At 62.9% G+C, this 16,935-nt stretch carries 14 protein-coding genes; 3 read left to right on the top strand and 11 right to left on the bottom strand.

Translation table 11 applies throughout. From position 1 onward, the window contains the following. Positions 1–15: 15 nt before the first annotated feature. From ETEE_RS04785 to ETEE_RS04810, 6 genes are all read right to left on the bottom strand, one after another. On the bottom strand, positions 16–660 hold the full coding sequence (locus ETEE_RS04785) for a MarC family protein (RefSeq protein ID WP_034164625.1): 645 nt from the start codon (positions 658–660) through the stop codon (positions 16–18). Next, entirely contained in the window at positions 645–1,946 is a 1,302-nt protein-coding gene (locus tag ETEE_RS04790) for an APC family permease (RefSeq protein ID WP_034164626.1), read from the bottom strand. Before ETEE_RS04790 ends, ETEE_RS04785 begins: the two co-directional genes overlap by 16 nt. 5 nt (positions 1,947–1,951) lie before the next feature. Next, positions 1,952–2,887, bottom strand: a complete 936-nt coding sequence (gene glsA / locus ETEE_RS04795; protein WP_034164627.1) for a glutaminase A — start codon at positions 2,885–2,887, stop codon at positions 1,952–1,954. A 75-nt stretch (positions 2,888–2,962) separates the two neighbouring features. Further along, a complete protein-coding gene (gadC, locus tag ETEE_RS04800; protein WP_034164628.1) occupies positions 2,963–4,543 on the bottom strand; it encodes a glutamine/gamma-aminobutyrate antiporter GadC in 1,581 nt (526 codons plus the stop codon). Between the two features lie 36 nt (positions 4,544–4,579). Continuing rightward, entirely contained in the window at positions 4,580–5,974 is a 1,395-nt protein-coding gene (gene gad / locus ETEE_RS04805; RefSeq protein WP_034164629.1) for a glutamate decarboxylase, read from the bottom strand. 279 nt (positions 5,975–6,253) lie between these two features. Then, on the bottom strand, positions 6,254–7,834 hold the full coding sequence (locus tag ETEE_RS04810; RefSeq protein ID WP_034164630.1) for a methyl-accepting chemotaxis protein: 1,581 nt from the start codon (positions 7,832–7,834) through the stop codon (positions 6,254–6,256). A 500-nt stretch (positions 7,835–8,334) separates the two neighbouring features. Between ETEE_RS04810 and hdeB the strand changes: the two genes are divergently transcribed. From hdeB to mutS, 3 genes are all read left to right on the top strand, one after another. Then, a complete protein-coding gene (hdeB, locus tag ETEE_RS04815) occupies positions 8,335–8,652 on the top strand; it encodes an acid-activated periplasmic chaperone HdeB (protein WP_034164631.1) in 318 nt (105 codons plus the stop codon). Between the two features lie 123 nt (positions 8,653–8,775). Then, positions 8,776–9,444: a helix-turn-helix transcriptional regulator gene (locus ETEE_RS04820; protein ID WP_034164633.1), complete on the top strand. Its 669-nt coding sequence runs from the start codon at positions 8,776–8,778 to the stop codon at positions 9,442–9,444. Positions 9,445–9,597: 153 nt separating this feature from the next. Then, on the top strand, positions 9,598–12,156 hold the full coding sequence (gene mutS / locus ETEE_RS04825; protein ID WP_034164634.1) for a DNA mismatch repair protein MutS: 2,559 nt from the start codon (positions 9,598–9,600) through the stop codon (positions 12,154–12,156). A gap of 54 nt (positions 12,157–12,210) precedes the next feature. Here the strand turns inward: mutS and rpoS are convergent, their stop codons facing one another. The 5 genes from rpoS to truD form a co-directional block, all read right to left on the bottom strand. After that, a complete protein-coding gene (gene rpoS, locus ETEE_RS04830; RefSeq protein WP_034164635.1) occupies positions 12,211–13,197 on the bottom strand; it encodes an RNA polymerase sigma factor RpoS in 987 nt (328 codons plus the stop codon). Between the two features lie 51 nt (positions 13,198–13,248). Then, positions 13,249–14,181, bottom strand: coding sequence for a murein hydrolase activator NlpD (gene nlpD / locus ETEE_RS04835; protein WP_081854110.1), 933 nt, complete (start codon positions 14,179–14,181; stop codon positions 13,249–13,251). Positions 14,182–14,509: 328 nt separating this feature from the next. Next, on the bottom strand, positions 14,510–15,148 hold the full coding sequence (locus ETEE_RS04840) for a protein-L-isoaspartate(D-aspartate) O-methyltransferase (protein WP_034164638.1): 639 nt from the start codon (positions 15,146–15,148) through the stop codon (positions 14,510–14,512). Beyond that, on the bottom strand, positions 15,142–15,906 hold the full coding sequence (gene surE, locus ETEE_RS04845) for a 5'/3'-nucleotidase SurE (RefSeq protein WP_034164639.1): 765 nt from the start codon (positions 15,904–15,906) through the stop codon (positions 15,142–15,144). Before surE ends, ETEE_RS04840 begins: the two co-directional genes overlap by 7 nt. Then, the gene (gene truD, locus ETEE_RS04850) at positions 15,887–16,933 is read right to left on the bottom strand and encodes a tRNA pseudouridine(13) synthase TruD (RefSeq protein ID WP_034164641.1); all 1,047 of its coding nucleotides are present in this window, start codon (positions 16,931–16,933) and stop codon (positions 15,887–15,889) included. The genes surE and truD overlap by 20 nt, the downstream gene beginning before the upstream one ends. Positions 16,934–16,935: the final 2 nt, after the last annotated feature.

Below are 16,935 nucleotides of genomic sequence, written 5' to 3' on the forward strand. Positions count from 1 at the left end.
AGGCAGCGCCGTCGGCTACTTCACCAGGCCATACTGCAGCACCAGCTGCGTCAGCCCGGAGGCCAGCAGCTGCAGCGACAGCGTCACCAACACAATGCCGGCGATGCGCGCCATGGCATCGATCGCCCCGCCCGAGAGGCGTCCGTGCAGCGGACCGACCGCCAGAAACGTCAGAGCAATAGTCGGCGCCATCAGCAAAATCACCGCCGACAGCTGCAGCAATCCCGCCAGAGAGCCGTGGCTGGCCAGCGAAATGCCGACGGCGATGGTTCCCCCGCCGATGGTCAGCGGAAACAGCAGCGGCACCAGCACCATATCCTGCACGTTGGGGCGGGCATCGGGCGCGACGACCATCCGCGCCGGCTCCGCCTTGGTCCCCTTGGTCATCAGCGGCCAACCCTGAAACAGCAGCGCCGCGCCGCCGGTCGCGGTCAGCGCGTGGGCGTTCAGCCCCAGCGCCATCAGCAGGTAGTTCCCGATCCAGATCGCGATCAGCATCACCGCCACATATTCGAGCGCCACCTTCCAGGCCAGCTGGCGCAGCGTATGGGGTGGCACCTGGCCCAGCAGGATCGTCGCCGCCGTGATGGTGGCCGGGGGACAAAACATCGACAGAAAGGTGACATAGGTGAGCAAAAAATGAATCAGCCACGTTTCCATACCGTCCGTCCCCGTCGGAAAAACAGCGCCAGCGCCAGGCTCAGCAACAGAGCGCCCAGTACCCACAGCAGCGCCGGCCCGCCCTGCTGCCACAGACTAAAGATAAAGCCGACGATCACCAGCAGCATCACCAGCGCCCCGCACAGCAGCAGCGGCGCGGCGGCGCCGATCTCCCGGCGCAGGCGCCAGGCCACGACAAAGACCGCCAGATAGCAGAACAGAAAGGTCGCGCTGGCGACGTTGGCCAGCGCGCCGAGATCCAGCAGCAGCGTTATCAGCATAATCAGCGCCACCACCGTCAGGTTGCCGGGCGTACTCTGGCGCCACAGCGGGCGGTGGAACGCCTCCGGCAGCTCACCCTCGCTGCCCATGCTGGCCATGATGTTAAAGGCCGCAAACAGCGTCGCGTTGATCGCCGAGGCCGTCGCCAGCAGCGCGCCGATCGCCACGATGGTATAGCCCACACGCCCCAGCAGCGGATAGGCGGCCTGTGCCACCGCCGTATCGGCATAGCGCTCCAGCTGCGCCGCCGGCACATCGCTGACCAGCACCAGCGCCAGCGTCACATACAGCAGCGCCGTGACGCCGATGGCCAGCGTGAAAGCCCGCGGCATGGTGGTGGCCGGGCTGCGCACCTTATCGGCCGCGTTGGCCATCATGCCAAAGCCCGCGTAGGCGAGAAAGGTAATGCCGATGGCGGAGAAGAAGGCCCCACCGCCGGGCGACGACGTCAGCGTCAGCGAGGCCGGGTGCAGCGCCCATACCCCGGCGGCGATCAGCACCAGCAGGATCCCCAGCTTGACGGCCACCAGCACCACCTCCAGCCGCCCGACGGCATGGCTGCTCAGGGCGTTGAACAGCGCCATCAGCGCGATCACCCCCAGCGCATAGCTCAGGATCACCCGCTGATCCTGACTGCCATCATGCAGCAGATCGGCGGCATAGGCACCAAACGCCCGCGCTACCATGGCGATGGTCAGCACCAGCGTCACCAGATACAGCAGCGACAGCGACAGCGTCAGCAGCCCGTCGCCCAGCCCACGGCGAAAGAAGTCGATTATGCCGCCGTTGCTGGGGTAGCTTGCCCCCAGACGGGCGTAGGCGTAGCCCGAAAACATGGCCACCACGCCGCCGAAGACAAAGGCCAGCCAGGTCGACGAGCGCATCAGCAGCGCCGCCTGCCCCAGCAGCGCGAAGATCCCCGCGCCGACCATCGCCCCGATACCGATGGCGACCACATGCCACAGCCCCAGGGGTTTCTCGTTGTCGCCATCGCCCGCGTTCATCGTATTTAGGCCTTATACAGGTTATATCCCAGCCGCGCGGCGACGTCCGCCACCATTTTTTGCCCACGGACGCTGTTACCCGCCTCATCCAGCGGCGGAGAAAAGGCCGCGATGCCCATCACCCCCGGTACCACGGCCAGGATCCCGCCGCCGACCCCGCTCTTGCCCGGCAGACCGACGCGGTAGGCCCAGTCGCCGGATCGTCCGTACAGCCCCTCCATGGTCATCTCCGCCAGGATATACGGCACGTTGTCGACCTGCAGCACCCGCCGTCCGCTGCGCGGATTGACGCCCCCCGCCGCCAGCGTGGCGCCCAGCGTCGCCAGCTCAACGGTATCAATGAGCGTGGAGCACTGGCGGGTATACACGTCGCAGGCCTCCATCGGATCGCAGTACATGGTGCCGGCCGAGTAGAGCAGCCAGGCGATGGCGCGGTTGTGGAAGTTGGTGGTCTGCTCCGACTGGTTTACCTCGTCCGATAGCGCCACCGTCTCGCCGGCCAGCTGCTGCTGGATGGCCAAGATACGCTGCCAGCGCTGCTCACGGTTATCGGCCTTAATCAGGCTGGCCGAAGCCATGGCCCCCGCATTGACCAGCGGCGACAGCGGCTTGTCGCCGTGCAGCTCCAGCGCCATCACCGAGTTGAACGGCAGGCCGGTCGGATCGGCGCCGATCTTATCCTGCACCGCCTCGGGCCCCACGTCCTCCAGCGCCAGCGCCAGGGTACATACCTTGGAGATCGACTCCAGGGCGAAACGGTAGCCGCTGTCGCCGGCGCAGTACACCGCGCCATCGCGCGTGACCACCGCCACCGCCGCCAGCTGGCTCGGCACGCTGGCCAGATAGGGTATGTAGTCCGCGTTTTTCCCTCCCACCAGCGTCGCATACTGTGCGTGGGCCGCATCGACGGCCTGCTGCAATTTCTGTGCATCTAACGTCATGATATAACTCCTGATACCACTCCGGGTTAAAATGCAGGCAGGGCATATGCCCTGCCCAATGTCTTACGGACGGGATCAGACCGGTGACGTCGGCGGTTTATTGCCGGGCGCCGCGGCGGCCTGCTGTGCCTGGGCCGCCAGCACGCTGGGGTGAGCAGAGGAGTCCGTCGGGATGCCCGGATGTCCCCCCTCGGCCTGCCAGGTGAACGGCGCAAAATCGCTGTTGTCATCGCGCCAGTGCGGCTTACGGATGGCATAGATAACAAACGGCACCAGACAGAAGAACAGCGACAGGGCTATTAGGATACCGACATACGCCATCGGGCTACCCACCGCGATCTGGCTGGGCGGCACAAAGCTGAGGATAAAGGCCAGAATCGAGCCCACCAGCCCCGCCCCGCCGATGATCCACATGCCGATCGCGCCGCCGGGAATGCGGTAAGGCCGCGGGCGGTTAGGCTGGCTATAGCGCAGGTAAATCGCCGAGCAGAACATCAGGATGTACATGATCAGATACAGGATCACTGTCAGCTGACTGAGGATCTGATACGTCGCCTGCACCGACGGCAGGATCACGAACAGGATCGACAGAATGGTGACGATCACCGCCTGCAGCAGCAGGATATGGGTCGCCATGCCATTCTGGTTGGTGTGCTGCCACCAGCGCGGCAGGTAACCCGCCTTCGCCACGACCAGCAGACCGGTACTGGGGCCGCCGACCCAGGTCACCACCCCCGCCAGTACGCCGATCGCCAGCGCGCAGGCCATCACTGGCCCGAGCCACTCCACGTGCGCCCATTTGAACATGTCGTCAAAGGCCACCAGCAGACTCTGGGTCAGGTTGATATCGGACTGGGGAATGATAAAGGCGATGGCCAGGGTCCCGAAGACGAAGATCACTACGGTACCCAGCGCCGCCAGCATGATGGCGATGGGGTAGTTACGCTGCGGGTTGTCCACATCCTTGACGTGAATGGCGTTCATCTCCATCCCGGCGTAAAACAGGAAGATACTCGCCGCCAGCACCACGTTGTCGAAATTGGTGAAGTCGGGTACCACCTGATCCCAGCTTAACGTGATTTGCGGCGTACCGCCGCCGATCAGGTAAGCAAATCCCAGCACGATCAGGATAATCGCCGGAATGATGGTGCCGATCATCCCGCCCCATTTGGAGACCTTGGCAAAGGTATTCACTCCTTTAAAGGCAATAAAGGTCGCCAGCCAGTAGATGAACAGTACGATGGGCAAGATAAAGAATCGGTTGGCGGAGAGGGCCTCATCCCAGCGCTGATCAGGGCCGATAAACGCCAGGGAGACGGCGCCGAAGGTCAGCGCCGTCGGGAACCATACCGTCACCTCAATCCACAGCATGCACATCGCCAGGAAAGCCCAGTGCGGTCCGAAGGCCTCGCCGACCCAGCGGAATATCCCCCCTTTCTCCGGCCAGCCGGTCGCCAGCTCAGCGGCCACCAGCGAGACCGGGATCAGGAAGAAGATCGCCGCAAACAGGTAGTAGAAAATGGAGCTCAACCCATATTCCGCCTCTGCCGGCAGTCCGCGCAGGCTGACCACCGCGACGATATTCATGATCGCCAGGGTCATGATACTCAGTTTCTTCACCGACACGGGGGAGGCGGCGGTCGATTTTGTAGCCATGATAGTCACTCCTTACCTCAAGGGTGGACAGGCGCCTCAGGAATGCTTGAAGCTGTTCTGATGCGCCACATGGGCCACTGCCGGATAGGCCTTGAGATAGGCCAGCGCCGCGCGGAAGTCCGCCATCAGCAGCTGAGCGAAGTCCATCTCAAAGCCGCGGCGGCACATGATGCGCATCACCACCACATCGGACATTTCGCCGTTCAGGGCAAAGGCCGGAACCTGCCAGCCGCGCAGGCGCAGGCGCTCGGAGAGATCGTACAGGCTATAGCCCAACTCCTTGCCGGCCGGAATGCGGAAGCACACCGCCGGGATGCCCTGCTGCGGATCACCGCTACAGATAAACTCATAGGGCCCCAGCTTAGCGATCTCCGCCGCCAGGAACTGCGCCACCTGATAGCTGGCGGTATGCACCTTGGTGTAGCCCTCGCGTCCCAGACGCAGGAACTCATAGTACTGCGCGATCACCTGGCCCGCGGGACGGGAAAAGTTAATGGCAAAGGTACCGACCTGTCCACCCAGATAGTCCACCTTAAAGATCAGATCCTCCGGCAGGGAGGCGGCGTCGCGCCACACCACCCAGCCGCAGCCGAGCGGCGCCAAGCCGAACTTATGCCCGGATGAGCTGATGGATTTGACCCGCGGCAGGCGGAAGTCCCAGACGATATCCGGGGCGCAGAACGGCGCCAGGAAGCCGCCGCTGGCAGCGTCGACGTGCATGTCGATATCCAGCCCGGTACGCGCCTGCAGATCGTCCAACGCCTTGTGCAGCACATCAGGCATCTCATAGTTACCGGTGTAGGTTACGCCGAAGGTCGGCACGACGCCGATGGTGTTCTCATCGCAGGCGGCGATCATCCGCTCCGGATCCATAAACAGCTTGCCGGGCGCCATCGGGATCTCGCGCAGTTCGACATCCCAGTAGCGGGCAAACTTATGCCAGCAGACCTGTACCGGCCCGCACACCATATTGGGTTTATCCGCTGGTTTTCCCTGCGCCAGACGCTTGGCGCGCCAGCGCCACTTCATCGCCATGCCGCCCAGCATGCAGGCCTCGGAGGAGCCGATGGTATTGGTACCGATGGCCTGCCCGTCCGCCGGACGCGGCGCATGCCACAGATCGGCCACCATGTTGACGCAGCGCAGATCGATCGCTGCCGACTGTGGATACTCCTCTTTATCGATCCAGTTTTTATTGATCGAAATATCCATCAGGCGGTGTACATAGTCGTCATCCCAGGTCTGGCAAAACGTCGCCAGGTTTTGCCGGGCATTGCCATCTAAAAACAGCTCATCGTTAATAATCTGGAAAGCAATGTCTTCGCGCATTTCTCCCTGAGGAAAATGGTGAGCCTCCGCCGCCGTGCGAATAGTCTCTGAACCAAAGCGGGAATCCAAATATCCCCCACGGGTGTCAGTACCTTTTTTCATTCTCTCTCTCCCAAATGGTAAATCGCTGATGACCAAAAGACAGACTCAGGAGAAAAGGGCAGTCGTTATGCACCGCCCGTTCCCTATTCCTCCTTAAGTGATCGCCAAAATAGGTAAACAGGCAAATTATTAACAACAATTATTTATAGAATGATTAAGATAATGATGAGAAAAATAACGCTAACTAATAGATAAGAAAGAAAACTATGGCAGGGAATAAAATCATTCGCCGCCCGCAACGCGGGACGGCGACATTGTGCCCGGACGGGCGATCAGGAATCAGATACGGAACTGTGCGATAGTGCCGTGCAGCGACCGGGCGTACTCCTCCAGCGCGCGGGCATCGCCCGCCAGCTGCTCGGAAAGGGCCGCGTTCTGGCGGATACCACTGTCCATGAAGGCCACCGCGCTGACGACCCCATCCACCGTTCCGGCCTGCTCGGCGGAGTCTGCGCTGATCAGGTTCACCGCGCGTTTCACCTGCTGCATCGCCGCATCGATTTGGGTCATACAGCGCTCGGCGCTGTCAACGGAGTGGGCGTTGCTGCGCACTCGCTGTACCGAGCGGGCCAGCAGCTGGCCGATGTCGCGGGCGGCGACCGACGAGCGCTGGGCCAGAGAGCGAACCTCGGCGGCCACCACGGCAAAGCCGCGTCCCTGACTGCCGGCCCGCGCCGCTTCAACCGCCGCGTTCAGCGCCAGGATATTGGTCTGAAACGCGATGGACTCGATGATGCGAGTAATATCGGAGATCTCCGCAGAATCCTTGATGATGTGCTCCATATCCGCCACCACGGCATGGATCACCCGGCTGCCCTCGGCCACCTGCTCGCCGGCGTCGGCCACCAGACTGTCCGCCTGGCCGGCGTTCTCGGAGTTACGCTTCACCGCCGCCGCAAACTGCGCGATCGCCGCCGCCGTCTGCTGAATGGACGAGGACTGACTGTCGCTACGGGCGGCCAGATCGCCGCTGCCACCGGTCAAGCCCTGGCTGACGCCGGAAACCTGCTGTACCGACGTTTTCACCTGCCCCAGCAGGTCGGTCAACGCCCGCTGCATCTCCTGAGTCGCCGCCAGAATGCTGCCCGCCGGCACCGGCGCTATCGCCAATCGATACTGCAGATCGCCCGCGGCAATGGCGTTAATTAGGCGACGCAGGGCAACCGGCTCTGCGCCCAGCGTACCGCTGATGGTGCGCCGGATCGACAGGGCGATCAGCACCACCGTGGCGACCGCCAGCGCAGCCAGCGCCAGCATCAGAAAGCGAAAGTGTTCGGAGACCCCGCGCGCAACTTGGGTCTGCGCGTTGCTATAGCCATCCTCGATGGTGATAAAGGCATTGATCTGCTTCAGCCAGGTCACAAAGCGGGGGCCGGCCTGCTGCAGCAGCAGCTGAGACGCCTGCTCGCGCTGCCCCGCCTCGCGCAGGGCGATCACCTGCGCGATCAGCGGCAGAGTCTGGGACTCCGTCGCCGCCAGTTCGCGATAGACTCGCTGCTCCTCTGCGCTGAATCCGGCGTTGCCGCTGCGCAGCTGCTCCAGACGCTGCCAGGCCCGCTGATAGTCGCCCCCCAGACGGGTAATATCCCGCACGATGGGCGCCAGGGCGCCCGGCTCCACCAGCACGACGTCGCGCAGCGCAATGGCGCGATCGTGCACGCTGCCGCGCAGATCGACCGCTAGCTGCTGCTTCACGTTATTCACATCGTTAATCTGCTCCAGCGAGCTTTTAATCTTGCCGACCTGCCACACGCTGACCGATGCCAGCAGCAGCACCAGTACCAATACCACGCCAAAGCAGATGACGATCCGCTCCCCAATTGTCACTCGCTGAAAATAACTGCGTACTGCCGCCAACATGACTTTCCCTCAAATAAAATACCGACCGCGCATCGGCTAAATAGGTTTTATCGTTATCCTGCCGTGGGGTAACCCCAGCGCCACCCCGCTCGCCAGTCTCATCGATAACCGACACCGTTCTGAAATGGTTATCCGTAACTACGCTATATCGGCCAGACGCGGCAACAATTCAGTCATCTCGCCGCTTTATTTACCTATCGATGAGATAGCAATGGCGAATCAATCCTGCGCTAGCGGAATCATGGCGCTTTCTTGCTCAGGATGCGGGGCTCCCCCCCCCGGCGGATCGCCCGTTCGGCCCGGAGCAGATAACCCGGCAGATTTTGCGCCGCCGTACGCCATTCGCGGCTATAGTGCTAATAACGCGTTTTCCGGCAGCTCGGCGTCGGCCCCCCGGGCATCCCTTGAAAAGGCTCCGCGTTGCTGGCAAGATGGCGTAAAATATGTAATACAAAATGCATATTCTATTTATCGATCAATTAAGTGAGGCAGTGACAGCAATGAAAATGACGCTACTCGCCGCGGTTCTGGGCGCCCTGACGCTGGGCGGCACCAGCCTGGCCCAGGCCGCCACGGAAACCACGCCGCAGAACATGACCTGCAAAGAGTTTGTGAACCTGAATCCTAAGGCGATGACGCCGGTCGCCTTCTGGATGCTCAATAAAGATACCGACTATAAAGGCGGTGACTACGTCAACTGGAATGAGGTCGAAACCGTCGCCGTTCCCCAGGTCATGGAAGTCTGCAAGCAGCATCCGCAGAAGAAAGTCATGGATATCAAAGGTCAGATTAAACCTGCCGGCAACGCGGCGCACTAATCCACCGGCGCCCGGCTCCGTTGAGTCGGGTGCGTTTCTCCCCCGCCGCCCCACGCCGAATGGACAGCCCGCCCGCAGTGCCTACACTTAATGGGCTCCCAATCAGCCAAGCTCGGAGGCGCCATGCGGCCAGCGATATCCCCACAGGCGTCACCCGATAGGCCCCACTGCGTCTACATCGTCGCCCCCTGCCCCTTTTTTGCCCAGGGACTGTCGGCCCTGCTGGCCCCGTATCTGGAGATCCACCTGCTCCCCTCTCTACAGGCGCTAAGCCACGATCGGCAGGACACCGGGCCGGCGAGGGCCATCGTCTGCACCGGCACGCTGAATAGCCAGCGCCTTGGCGAACTGAGTCAGCTGGTCGCCCGCCTGCGGCGACGCCATCCTGCGGGGCTGCAGCTGCTGGCCGTGCTGGATGCCCGACATCCCGGCCTGGAGCGCCTGCTGCTGGCGATGGGGTTCGACGCCGTCTGGTATGACCGCCTAAACCTGACCCAGTGGCTGCTGCATCTGGCCCACTGGCTCGACATCCGCCCCACGGCGGGGCGGATCGCCGTTCGTCCCTATCTCACCGAACGGGAGCTGCGGGTCCTGAAGTGGAGCGCCGAGGGCGCCTCGCTGCCGACCATGGCCCAGCAGCACGGCGTCAGCGTGAAAAGCCTCTACAGTCAGCGCCGCTCCGCGCTGCATAAGCTAGGGCTGACCCGTACCCGCGAGTGGCTACAGCTCTCCGCCTCTCTGCTGCGTACCCCCCCTTTTGCCATCAAACGCCGCCGCACGCCGCCGGCCTGAGCGCCGCGCAAAACGCGCTCGCGGTTCCCCTGCCCTAAAGAGTTGGTTATCATGCTTAGTTAACGGTTTTCTGGCCTGGGTTCGCCCGGTCGCGGGCGTACCCGCCCGCCGCTCTCCCATCAGGCCGGTTCTATCACACGGATACGCAGACCTATGACCACCACGGACAATCTTGACGCTCACACCCCCATGATGCAGCAGTATCTGCGTCTCAAGGCACAGCACCCCGACATCCTGCTGTTTTACCGGATGGGAGACTTTTACGAACTGTTTTATGACGATGCCCGCCGTGCGTCACAGCTGCTGGATATCTCCCTGACCAAACGCGGCGCCTCCGCCGGGGAGCCGATCCCGATGGCCGGCGTACCGTATCACGCGGTAGAGAACTACCTGGCCAAGCTGGTGCAGCTGGGGGAGTCGGTGGCTATCTGCGAACAGATTGGCGATCCCGCCGCCAGCAAGGGGCCGGTAGAGCGCAAGGTGGTGAGGATCGTGACGCCGGGCACCGTTAGCGATGAGGCCCTGCTCAGCGAGCGGCAGGACAACCTGCTGGCGGCGATCTGGCAGTCGCCCAACGGCTTTGGCTACGCCACGCTGGATATCAGCTCCGGACGCTTCCGCGCCGCCGAACCGCAGGACGCCGATAGCATGGCCGCGGAGCTGCAGCGCACCAATCCGGCGGAGCTGCTGTATCCAGAGGGGTTTGCCGCCATGGCGCTGATCGAGCAGCGCCGCGGGCTGCGTCGCCGCCCGATGTGGGAGTTCGAGCTGGAAACCGCCCGCCAGCAGCTCAACCTGCAGTTTGGCACCCGCGATCTGAGCGGCTTCGGCGTCGAACAAGCCCCTCTGGCGCTGCGCGCCGCTGGCTGCCTGCTGCAGTATGCCAAAGATACCCAGCGCACCATGCTGCCCCATATCCGTGCCATCACCATGGAGCGCCAGCAGGACGGCATCATTATGGACGCCGCCACCCGGCGTAATCTGGAGCTGACCCAGAATCTGGCCGGGGGCCAGGAAAACACCCTGGCGGCGGTGCTGGACGCCAGCGTCACTGCGATGGGCAGCCGGATGCTCAAGCGCTGGCTGCATATGCCGATCCGCGATCGCCAAGCGCTGCAGCTGCGTCAGGATGCCATTGAGGCGCTGCTGCCGCTGATTGACGAGCTGCAGCCCCTGCTGCGCCAGGTCGGCGATCTGGAGCGCATTCTGGCCCGGCTGGCGCTGCGCAGCGCCCGCCCACGCGATCTGGCGCGCATGCGCGTCGCCTTCCAGCAGCTGCCAACCCTGCAAACACTGCTCGGCGAGCGCGGCGGTGAGGCGCTGGCGCCGCTGGCGCATCAGGCTGGCCGCTTCGATGCCCTGTGCGAGCTGCTGGAGCGGGCGCTGGTCGAGACGCCACCGGTGCTGGTACGCGACGGCGGCGTGATCGCCAGCGGCTATCACGCCGAGCTCGACGAGTGGCGTGCGCTGGCGGATGGCGCCAGCGACTACCTCGACCGGCTGGAGATCCGCGAGCGTGAGAAGCTGGGGCTGGATACCCTGAAGGTCGGCTTTAACGCGGTGCACGGCTACTATATTCAGGTCAGCCGCGGACAGAGTCACCTGGTACCTATTCACTACGTTCGCCGCCAGACGCTGAAAAACGCCGAGCGCTACATTATCCCCGAGCTGAAAGAGTATGAGGATAAGGTGCTGACCTCTAAGGGCAAGGCGCTGGCGCTGGAGAAGCAGCTGTATGACGAGCTGTTCGACCTACTACTGCCGCACCTGGCGGCGCTGCAGCAAAGCGCGACGGCGCTGGCCGAGCTGGACGTCCTGAGCGGCCTGGCCGAGCGGGCCGACCGCTACGGCTACGTCCGCCCACAGCTGAGCGAACGCGCTGGAATCAATATTGACGAGGGGCGACACCCGGTCGTGGAGCAGGTGCTCAGGGAGCCCTTCATCGCCAACCCGCTGACCTTGTCCGGCGCACGGCGCATGCTGGTGATCACCGGCCCCAACATGGGCGGCAAGAGCACCTACATGCGCCAGGCGGCGCTGATCGTGCTGATGGCGCACATCGGCAGCTTCGTCCCGGCGCAGCGCGCCGTCATTGGCCCAGTCGATCGCATCTTTACCCGCGTCGGCGCCGCCGACGATCTGGCCTCCGGCCGCTCCACCTTTATGGTGGAGATGACCGAAACGGCCAATATCCTACACAACGCGACCGAGCACAGTCTGGTACTGATGGATGAGATTGGCCGCGGCACCTCCACCTACGACGGCCTGTCGCTGGCCTGGGCCTGCGCCGAAAGCCTGGCCAGTCGTATCAAGGCGATGACGCTGTTCGCCACCCACTACTTTGAGCTGACCACCTTGCCGGAGAAGCTGGAGGGGGTCTACAACGTGCATCTGGACGCGCTGGAGCACGGCGAGACCATCGCCTTTATGCACAGCGTACAGGACGGCGCAGCCAGCAAGAGCTACGGGCTAGCGGTGGCGGCGCTGGCCGGGGTGCCGCGCGAGGTGATCAAGCGCGCGCGCCAGAAGCTGCGCGAGCTGGAAACCCTGTCGCAGCACGGCAGCCAGAGCCAGGCAGACAGCGCTCAGCTACCGCTACTGGTCGAGGCGGAGCCGTCGGCGGCGCTGGAGGCGTTGACGGCGATCGATCCCGATGCGCTGACGCCGCGCCAGGCGCTGGACTGGCTCTATCGCCTCAAGGGGATGCTATAGCGATAAAAAAAACGGTGAAGCCTTGGCTTCACCGTTTTTTTGTGACCGTACCGCTCAGCGGAACAGGGCCTCGATACTCAGCCCCTGCATCTGCAGGATCTCACGCAGGCGTCGCAGCCCTTCAACCTGGATTTGACGCACCCGCTCACGGGTCAGGCCAATCTCTCGCCCGACATCCTCCAGCGTGGCGGCCTCATAGCCCAGCAGGCCAAAGCGGCGCGCCAGCACCTCGCGCTGCTTGGCGTTAAGCTCAAACAGCCACTTGACGATGCTCTGCTTCATGTCGTCGCTCTGGGTACAATCCTCCGGCCCGCTTTCGTTCTCATCGGTCAGAATATCCAGCAGCGCCTTCTCCGAATCGCCGCCCAGCGGGGTGTCCACCGAGGTGATCCGCTCGTTGAGACGCAGCATGCGACTGACGTCATGCACCGGCTTCTCCAGCCGCTCGGCGATCTCCTCCGCGCTCGGCTCATGGTCCAGCTTATGAGAGAGTTCGCGGGCGGTGCGCAGATAGACGTTAAGCTCTTTAACGATATGGATAGGCAGGCGGATGGTGCGGGTCTGGTTCATGATGGCTCGTTCAATGGTCTGACGGATCCACCAGGTGGCGTAGGTCGAAAAGCGGAAGCCGCGCTCCGGGTCAAACTTCTCTACCGCGCGGATCAGACCCAGGTTACCCTCTTCGATCAGATCCAACAGCGCCAGACCGCGGTTGCTATAGCGGCGGGATATCTTGACCACCAGCCGCAGGTTGCTTTCGATCATCCGCTTACGCGACGCCTCATCCCCTCGTAGGGCGCGGCGGGCGAAGAAAACCTCCTCCTCTGCCGTCAGCAGCGGCGCATAGCCGATTTCGCCAAGATAGAGCTGCGTGGCGTCCAAAACACGCTGTGAAACAGACTGAGACAGCAATTCATCATCGGTAATGTCATTTTCCATGGACTCTTCAACGAGGGCCTTCTCGTCAAAACCGTCCTCAACGCCATCCTCCAACTCGACTTCATCATGTAATTCGTTAACTTTCAGCGTAGTGTGACTCATAGCTGTACCCTACCCGTGATTTGCGAGCAGGATACAGCGATCCTGCTCAAACTATCGCTGCGGCAGATATTGCAGCGGGTTTACGGATTTTCCCTTGTAACGAATTTCAAAGTGCAATCTAACTGAGCTGGCACCGGTACTGCCCATGGTGGCAATTTTTTGACCCGCCTTCACCTCTTGTTGCTCCCGGACCAGCATGGTGTCGTTATGGGCGTAGGCGCTCAGGTAATCATCATTATGCTTAATGATAATCAAGTTTCCGTAGCCGCGCAGCGCGTTACCGGCATACACCACCCGCCCATCGGCGGTGGCCAGCACCGGCTGTCCACGCGAGCCTGCGATATCGATCCCCTTGTTGCCCCCTTCGGCCGACGAGAAGTTTTCGATAATCTTACCGTCAGTCGGCCAGCGCCAAGTCCCTACCGGCGCAGAGCTGGATGACGATGCGGAAACGGCGGGAGCAGCGCTAACCGCCCCGGCTGCAGGCAACATTCTGCCTACATTCTGTTTACCCGAAGGGTCAGAATACGCGCTGGCCGATTTAGAATCAACATTCGTCGTCTGAATTTGTGCACTGCTTGGCTGAACGGGAACAATATTATTGGAGGCCAACATACCGCCGCCGCCGTTTCCGCCGATGCGGATAACCTGCCCGACATTCAGGCTATAAGGCGCCTGAATATTATTGCGCGCGGCCAGATCGCGGAAATCACTGCCGGTGATCCAGGCGATATAAAACAGCGTATCGCCGCGCTTCACGGTGTAGGCTTCGCCGTTATAGCTTCCCTTGGGAATCGACTGGTAGCTGCGGTTATAAACAATATGCCCGCTGGCATCCGTTTGCACATGACCGCCGGAAGAAAGCATGCGGCCACCGCCCGAGCCATTCACAGAGCTTATCGGTGCGGAATTATCACTACTGCTACACCCCGCCAGCCACATTGTAACCAGCGTACACATCGCCACCCGGCGCCATTTAATCATTGGGCTTCCCATGCTCATGACTCCCCCATGACAGCATTCTTCTCTTAAATAAGTCATTCGATATACCCGGAAAACGCCGGATTAGCATCGGCCGGCACTGGCCGAAAGGCATTGATATCGCTTAGCCAATTATTCTACTCATTCCCTAAGGCAGGGATTGGACACTAAAAAGCGCCCGCAGGTCAAATACGGATTCAGTAAGAATTATCCCTATTCGTCCCGGCAGGACGCGATGGGAAAGTCTACGGCACGCTCCGCCGCCGCTCATCCGTATCCCAGCATAACGGCAATTGCGCCGCCCTGCACGGCGAGGCGTGCCATTGCCCCGTCAGGCCAGCTCGCCGCTCACCAGCGGGACAAAGCGCACCGGCTCGATCGATTCGACCAGGTATTCGTCGCCGCGCCGCTGGATGCGCCGCAAAAACTGGGGCTGGGACGGCTCACCGACCGGCAGCACCAGGCGCCCCCCCTCGGCCAGCTGCGCCAACAGCGCCGACGGGATCTCCGGGGCGGCGGCGGTCACGATAATAGCATCGAAGGGGCCGCGCGACGCCCAGCCCTGCCAGCCATCGCCGTGGCGGGTCGATACATTGTGTAAATCCAGCTGCTTAAGACGCCGTTTGGCCTGCCATTGCAGGCTCTTGATCCGCTCGACCGAATAGACGTGAGGCACCAGGTGCGCCAGCACCGCCGTCTGATAGCCGGAGCCGGTGCCGATCTCCAGCACCCGGGAGGCCGCCTGCAGCACCAGCAGCTCGGTCATCCGCGCCACCATATAGGGCTGGGAGATGGTCTGTCCTAACCCTATCGGCAGCGCCGTGTTGTCATAGGCCTTATGAGACATGGCCTCATCGATAAAGCGCTCGCGCGGCACCGAGGCGATAGCCTTCAGCGCCGCCTCATCGCGGATCCCCTGACGCATCAGCTGCTGGATCAGCAGCAGAACCCGGCGATCGACGTCTACCATGCCGCACCGCCCTTATCCACCCGGCCCAGCCACTCCGCCAGCCGGTCGCGCGCGCCGTGGGCGGTCAGATCCACCTGCAGCGGCGTCACGGAGACATAGCCCGCCGCAACGGCGGCAAAATCAGTCTCTTCGCCGGCGTCCTGTTTGGCCCCCGGCGGACCGATCCACATCAGCGGCTTACCGCGCGGATCCTGCTGATGGATCACCGTCTGCGCCGGATGACGGCTGCCGCAGCGGGTCACGCGCCAGCCGCGGATCGCCGCCAGCGGAACGTCCGGCACGTTCACATTCAGGATGCGCCCGCTGCGCAGCGGCGTATCGGACAGCATGCGCAGCAGCCGGCAGGTGACTGCCGCCGCCGTATCATAGTGTCGCTCGCCGTCCAGCGACACCGCCAGCGCCGGAAAGCCCAGATGACGCCCCTCCATCGCCGCCGCCACCGTGCCGGAATAGATCACGTCATCGCCCAGGTTAGGACCGGCGTTGATGCCGGCGATCACGATATCCGGGCGCGGACGCATCAGCGCATTGACCCCCAGATAGACGCAGTCGGTCGGCGTACCATCGATCACGCTGATATCGCCATTGGCCAAGGTTTCGCTGCGCAGCGGCGACTCCAGCGTCAAGGCATTGGAGGCCCCGCTGCGGTTGCGGTTCGGGGCGACGACCTGCACCTGGGCAAACTCTCGCAGCGCCGCCGCCAGCGTCTGAATACCGGGAGCCGTTACGCCATCATCATTACTCAGCAAGATCCGCATCGGGGTTTTCCTGACAGAACAGTTCACGCACCACGCTGGTGGCGAAACTACCGGCGGGCAGATCGAAGGTCAGCTCGACGGTGGCGTCATCCCACCAGTTCCAGGCCATCACCTGCGGCTGCAGCAGCACCGCACGGCGCGCCGGCTCTACCCGCTCACGCGTCAGCAGGGCCTGCAGATCAGCATACTCAGACAGCACGCGACGTTCAAACTCCGCCGCATCGCCGGCGACGCCGCCGTCACCGTCGCCCGGCAGCGCCGCCGTAATGCGCAGCTCGCCGGCGTCCAGCCGCTGCTGCAGCGCCGCCAGCTCCGCCTCCTGGGCGACAAACCAGCTGCCGCGACCGGTCAGCTGCAGCGCATCGCCGGCCAGGGCTCGAGAAAAACAGCCCGCCGCCAGCCGCTCGCTCACCAGCCGATTAAACAGCGCGCTGCGCGCCGCGGAGAGATAGAAACCGCGCTTGGCGCGCTCTTTCACCCGAATCTGATCGGTGGCCCAGCGACGCGCCTGCTGCAGGTTATTGCCGCCGCGGCCAAAGCGCTGCTCGCCGAAATAGTTGGGCACGCCCTGTGCCGCCACCCGACGCAGGCGCTCTTCGACCTCGGCGCTATCGCTGATATGACGCAGTACCAGGCGGAACTGGTTGCCGCGCAGCGTACCGATACGCAGCTTCTTCCGGTGGCGAGCCACGGTCAGGACCTGGCACCCCTCCAGCACAAACTGGCTGAAGTCTGGGGTATCACGCCCCGGCAGGTGCAGGCAGAACCACTGCTCGGTCACCGCATGACGATCCTTCAGGCCGGCGTAGCTGACCGAGCGCGCGGCGATACGGGCAAAGCGGGCCAGATTCTCCGCCACAAACTGGGTATTGCACCCCTCTTTACGCAGACGAACCAGCACATGCTCACCCTCGCCGTCCGGGGCAAACCCCAGATCCTCCGCGACGAAAAAATCCTCGGCGAACGCCTTGACCACCCCGGTCGCCGCCGGGCGCCCGTGCAGATACTGCAGCGTGGAAAACTCCATCG

This window comes from Edwardsiella anguillarum ET080813 (assembly GCF_000264765.2).
In the GTDB taxonomy this organism is placed as follows: Bacteria; Pseudomonadota; Gammaproteobacteria; order Enterobacterales; family Enterobacteriaceae; genus Edwardsiella; species Edwardsiella anguillarum.

What these genes read in the sequence shown, in the direction of transcription:
- glsA (WP_034164627.1), bottom strand. Translation starts at nt 2,887, where the DNA reads ATGACGTTAGATGCACAGAAATTGCAGCAGGCCGTCGATGCGGCCCAC.
- gadC (WP_034164628.1), bottom strand. Translation starts at nt 4,543, where the DNA reads ATGGCTACAAAATCGACCGCCGCCTCCCCCGTGTCGGTGAAGAAACTG.
- rpoS (WP_034164635.1), bottom strand. Translation starts at nt 13,197, where the DNA reads ATGAGTCACACTACGCTGAAAGTTAACGAATTACATGATGAAGTCGAG.
- ETEE_RS04785 (WP_034164625.1), bottom strand. Translation starts at nt 660, where the DNA reads ATGGAAACGTGGCTGATTCATTTTTTGCTCACCTATGTCACCTTTCTG.
- gad (WP_034164629.1), bottom strand. Translation starts at nt 5,974, where the DNA reads ATGAAAAAAGGTACTGACACCCGTGGGGGATATTTGGATTCCCGCTTT.
- hdeB (WP_034164631.1), top strand. Translation starts at nt 8,335, where the DNA reads ATGAAAATGACGCTACTCGCCGCGGTTCTGGGCGCCCTGACGCTGGGC.
- ETEE_RS04840 (WP_034164638.1), bottom strand. Translation starts at nt 15,148, where the DNA reads ATGGTAGACGTCGATCGCCGGGTTCTGCTGCTGATCCAGCAGCTGATG.
- nlpD (WP_081854110.1), bottom strand. Translation starts at nt 14,181, where the DNA reads ATGATTAAATGGCGCCGGGTGGCGATGTGTACGCTGGTTACAATGTGG.
- surE (WP_034164639.1), bottom strand. Translation starts at nt 15,906, where the DNA reads ATGCGGATCTTGCTGAGTAATGATGATGGCGTAACGGCTCCCGGTATT.
- ETEE_RS04790 (WP_034164626.1), bottom strand. Translation starts at nt 1,946, where the DNA reads ATGAACGCGGGCGATGGCGACAACGAGAAACCCCTGGGGCTGTGGCAT.
- mutS (WP_034164634.1), top strand. Translation starts at nt 9,598, where the DNA reads ATGACCACCACGGACAATCTTGACGCTCACACCCCCATGATGCAGCAG.
- truD (WP_034164641.1), bottom strand. Translation starts at nt 16,933, where the DNA reads ATGGAGTTTTCCACGCTGCAGTATCTGCACGGGCGCCCGGCGGCGACC.
- ETEE_RS04810 (WP_034164630.1), bottom strand. Translation starts at nt 7,834, where the DNA reads ATGTTGGCGGCAGTACGCAGTTATTTTCAGCGAGTGACAATTGGGGAG.
- ETEE_RS04820 (WP_034164633.1), top strand. Translation starts at nt 8,776, where the DNA reads ATGCGGCCAGCGATATCCCCACAGGCGTCACCCGATAGGCCCCACTGC.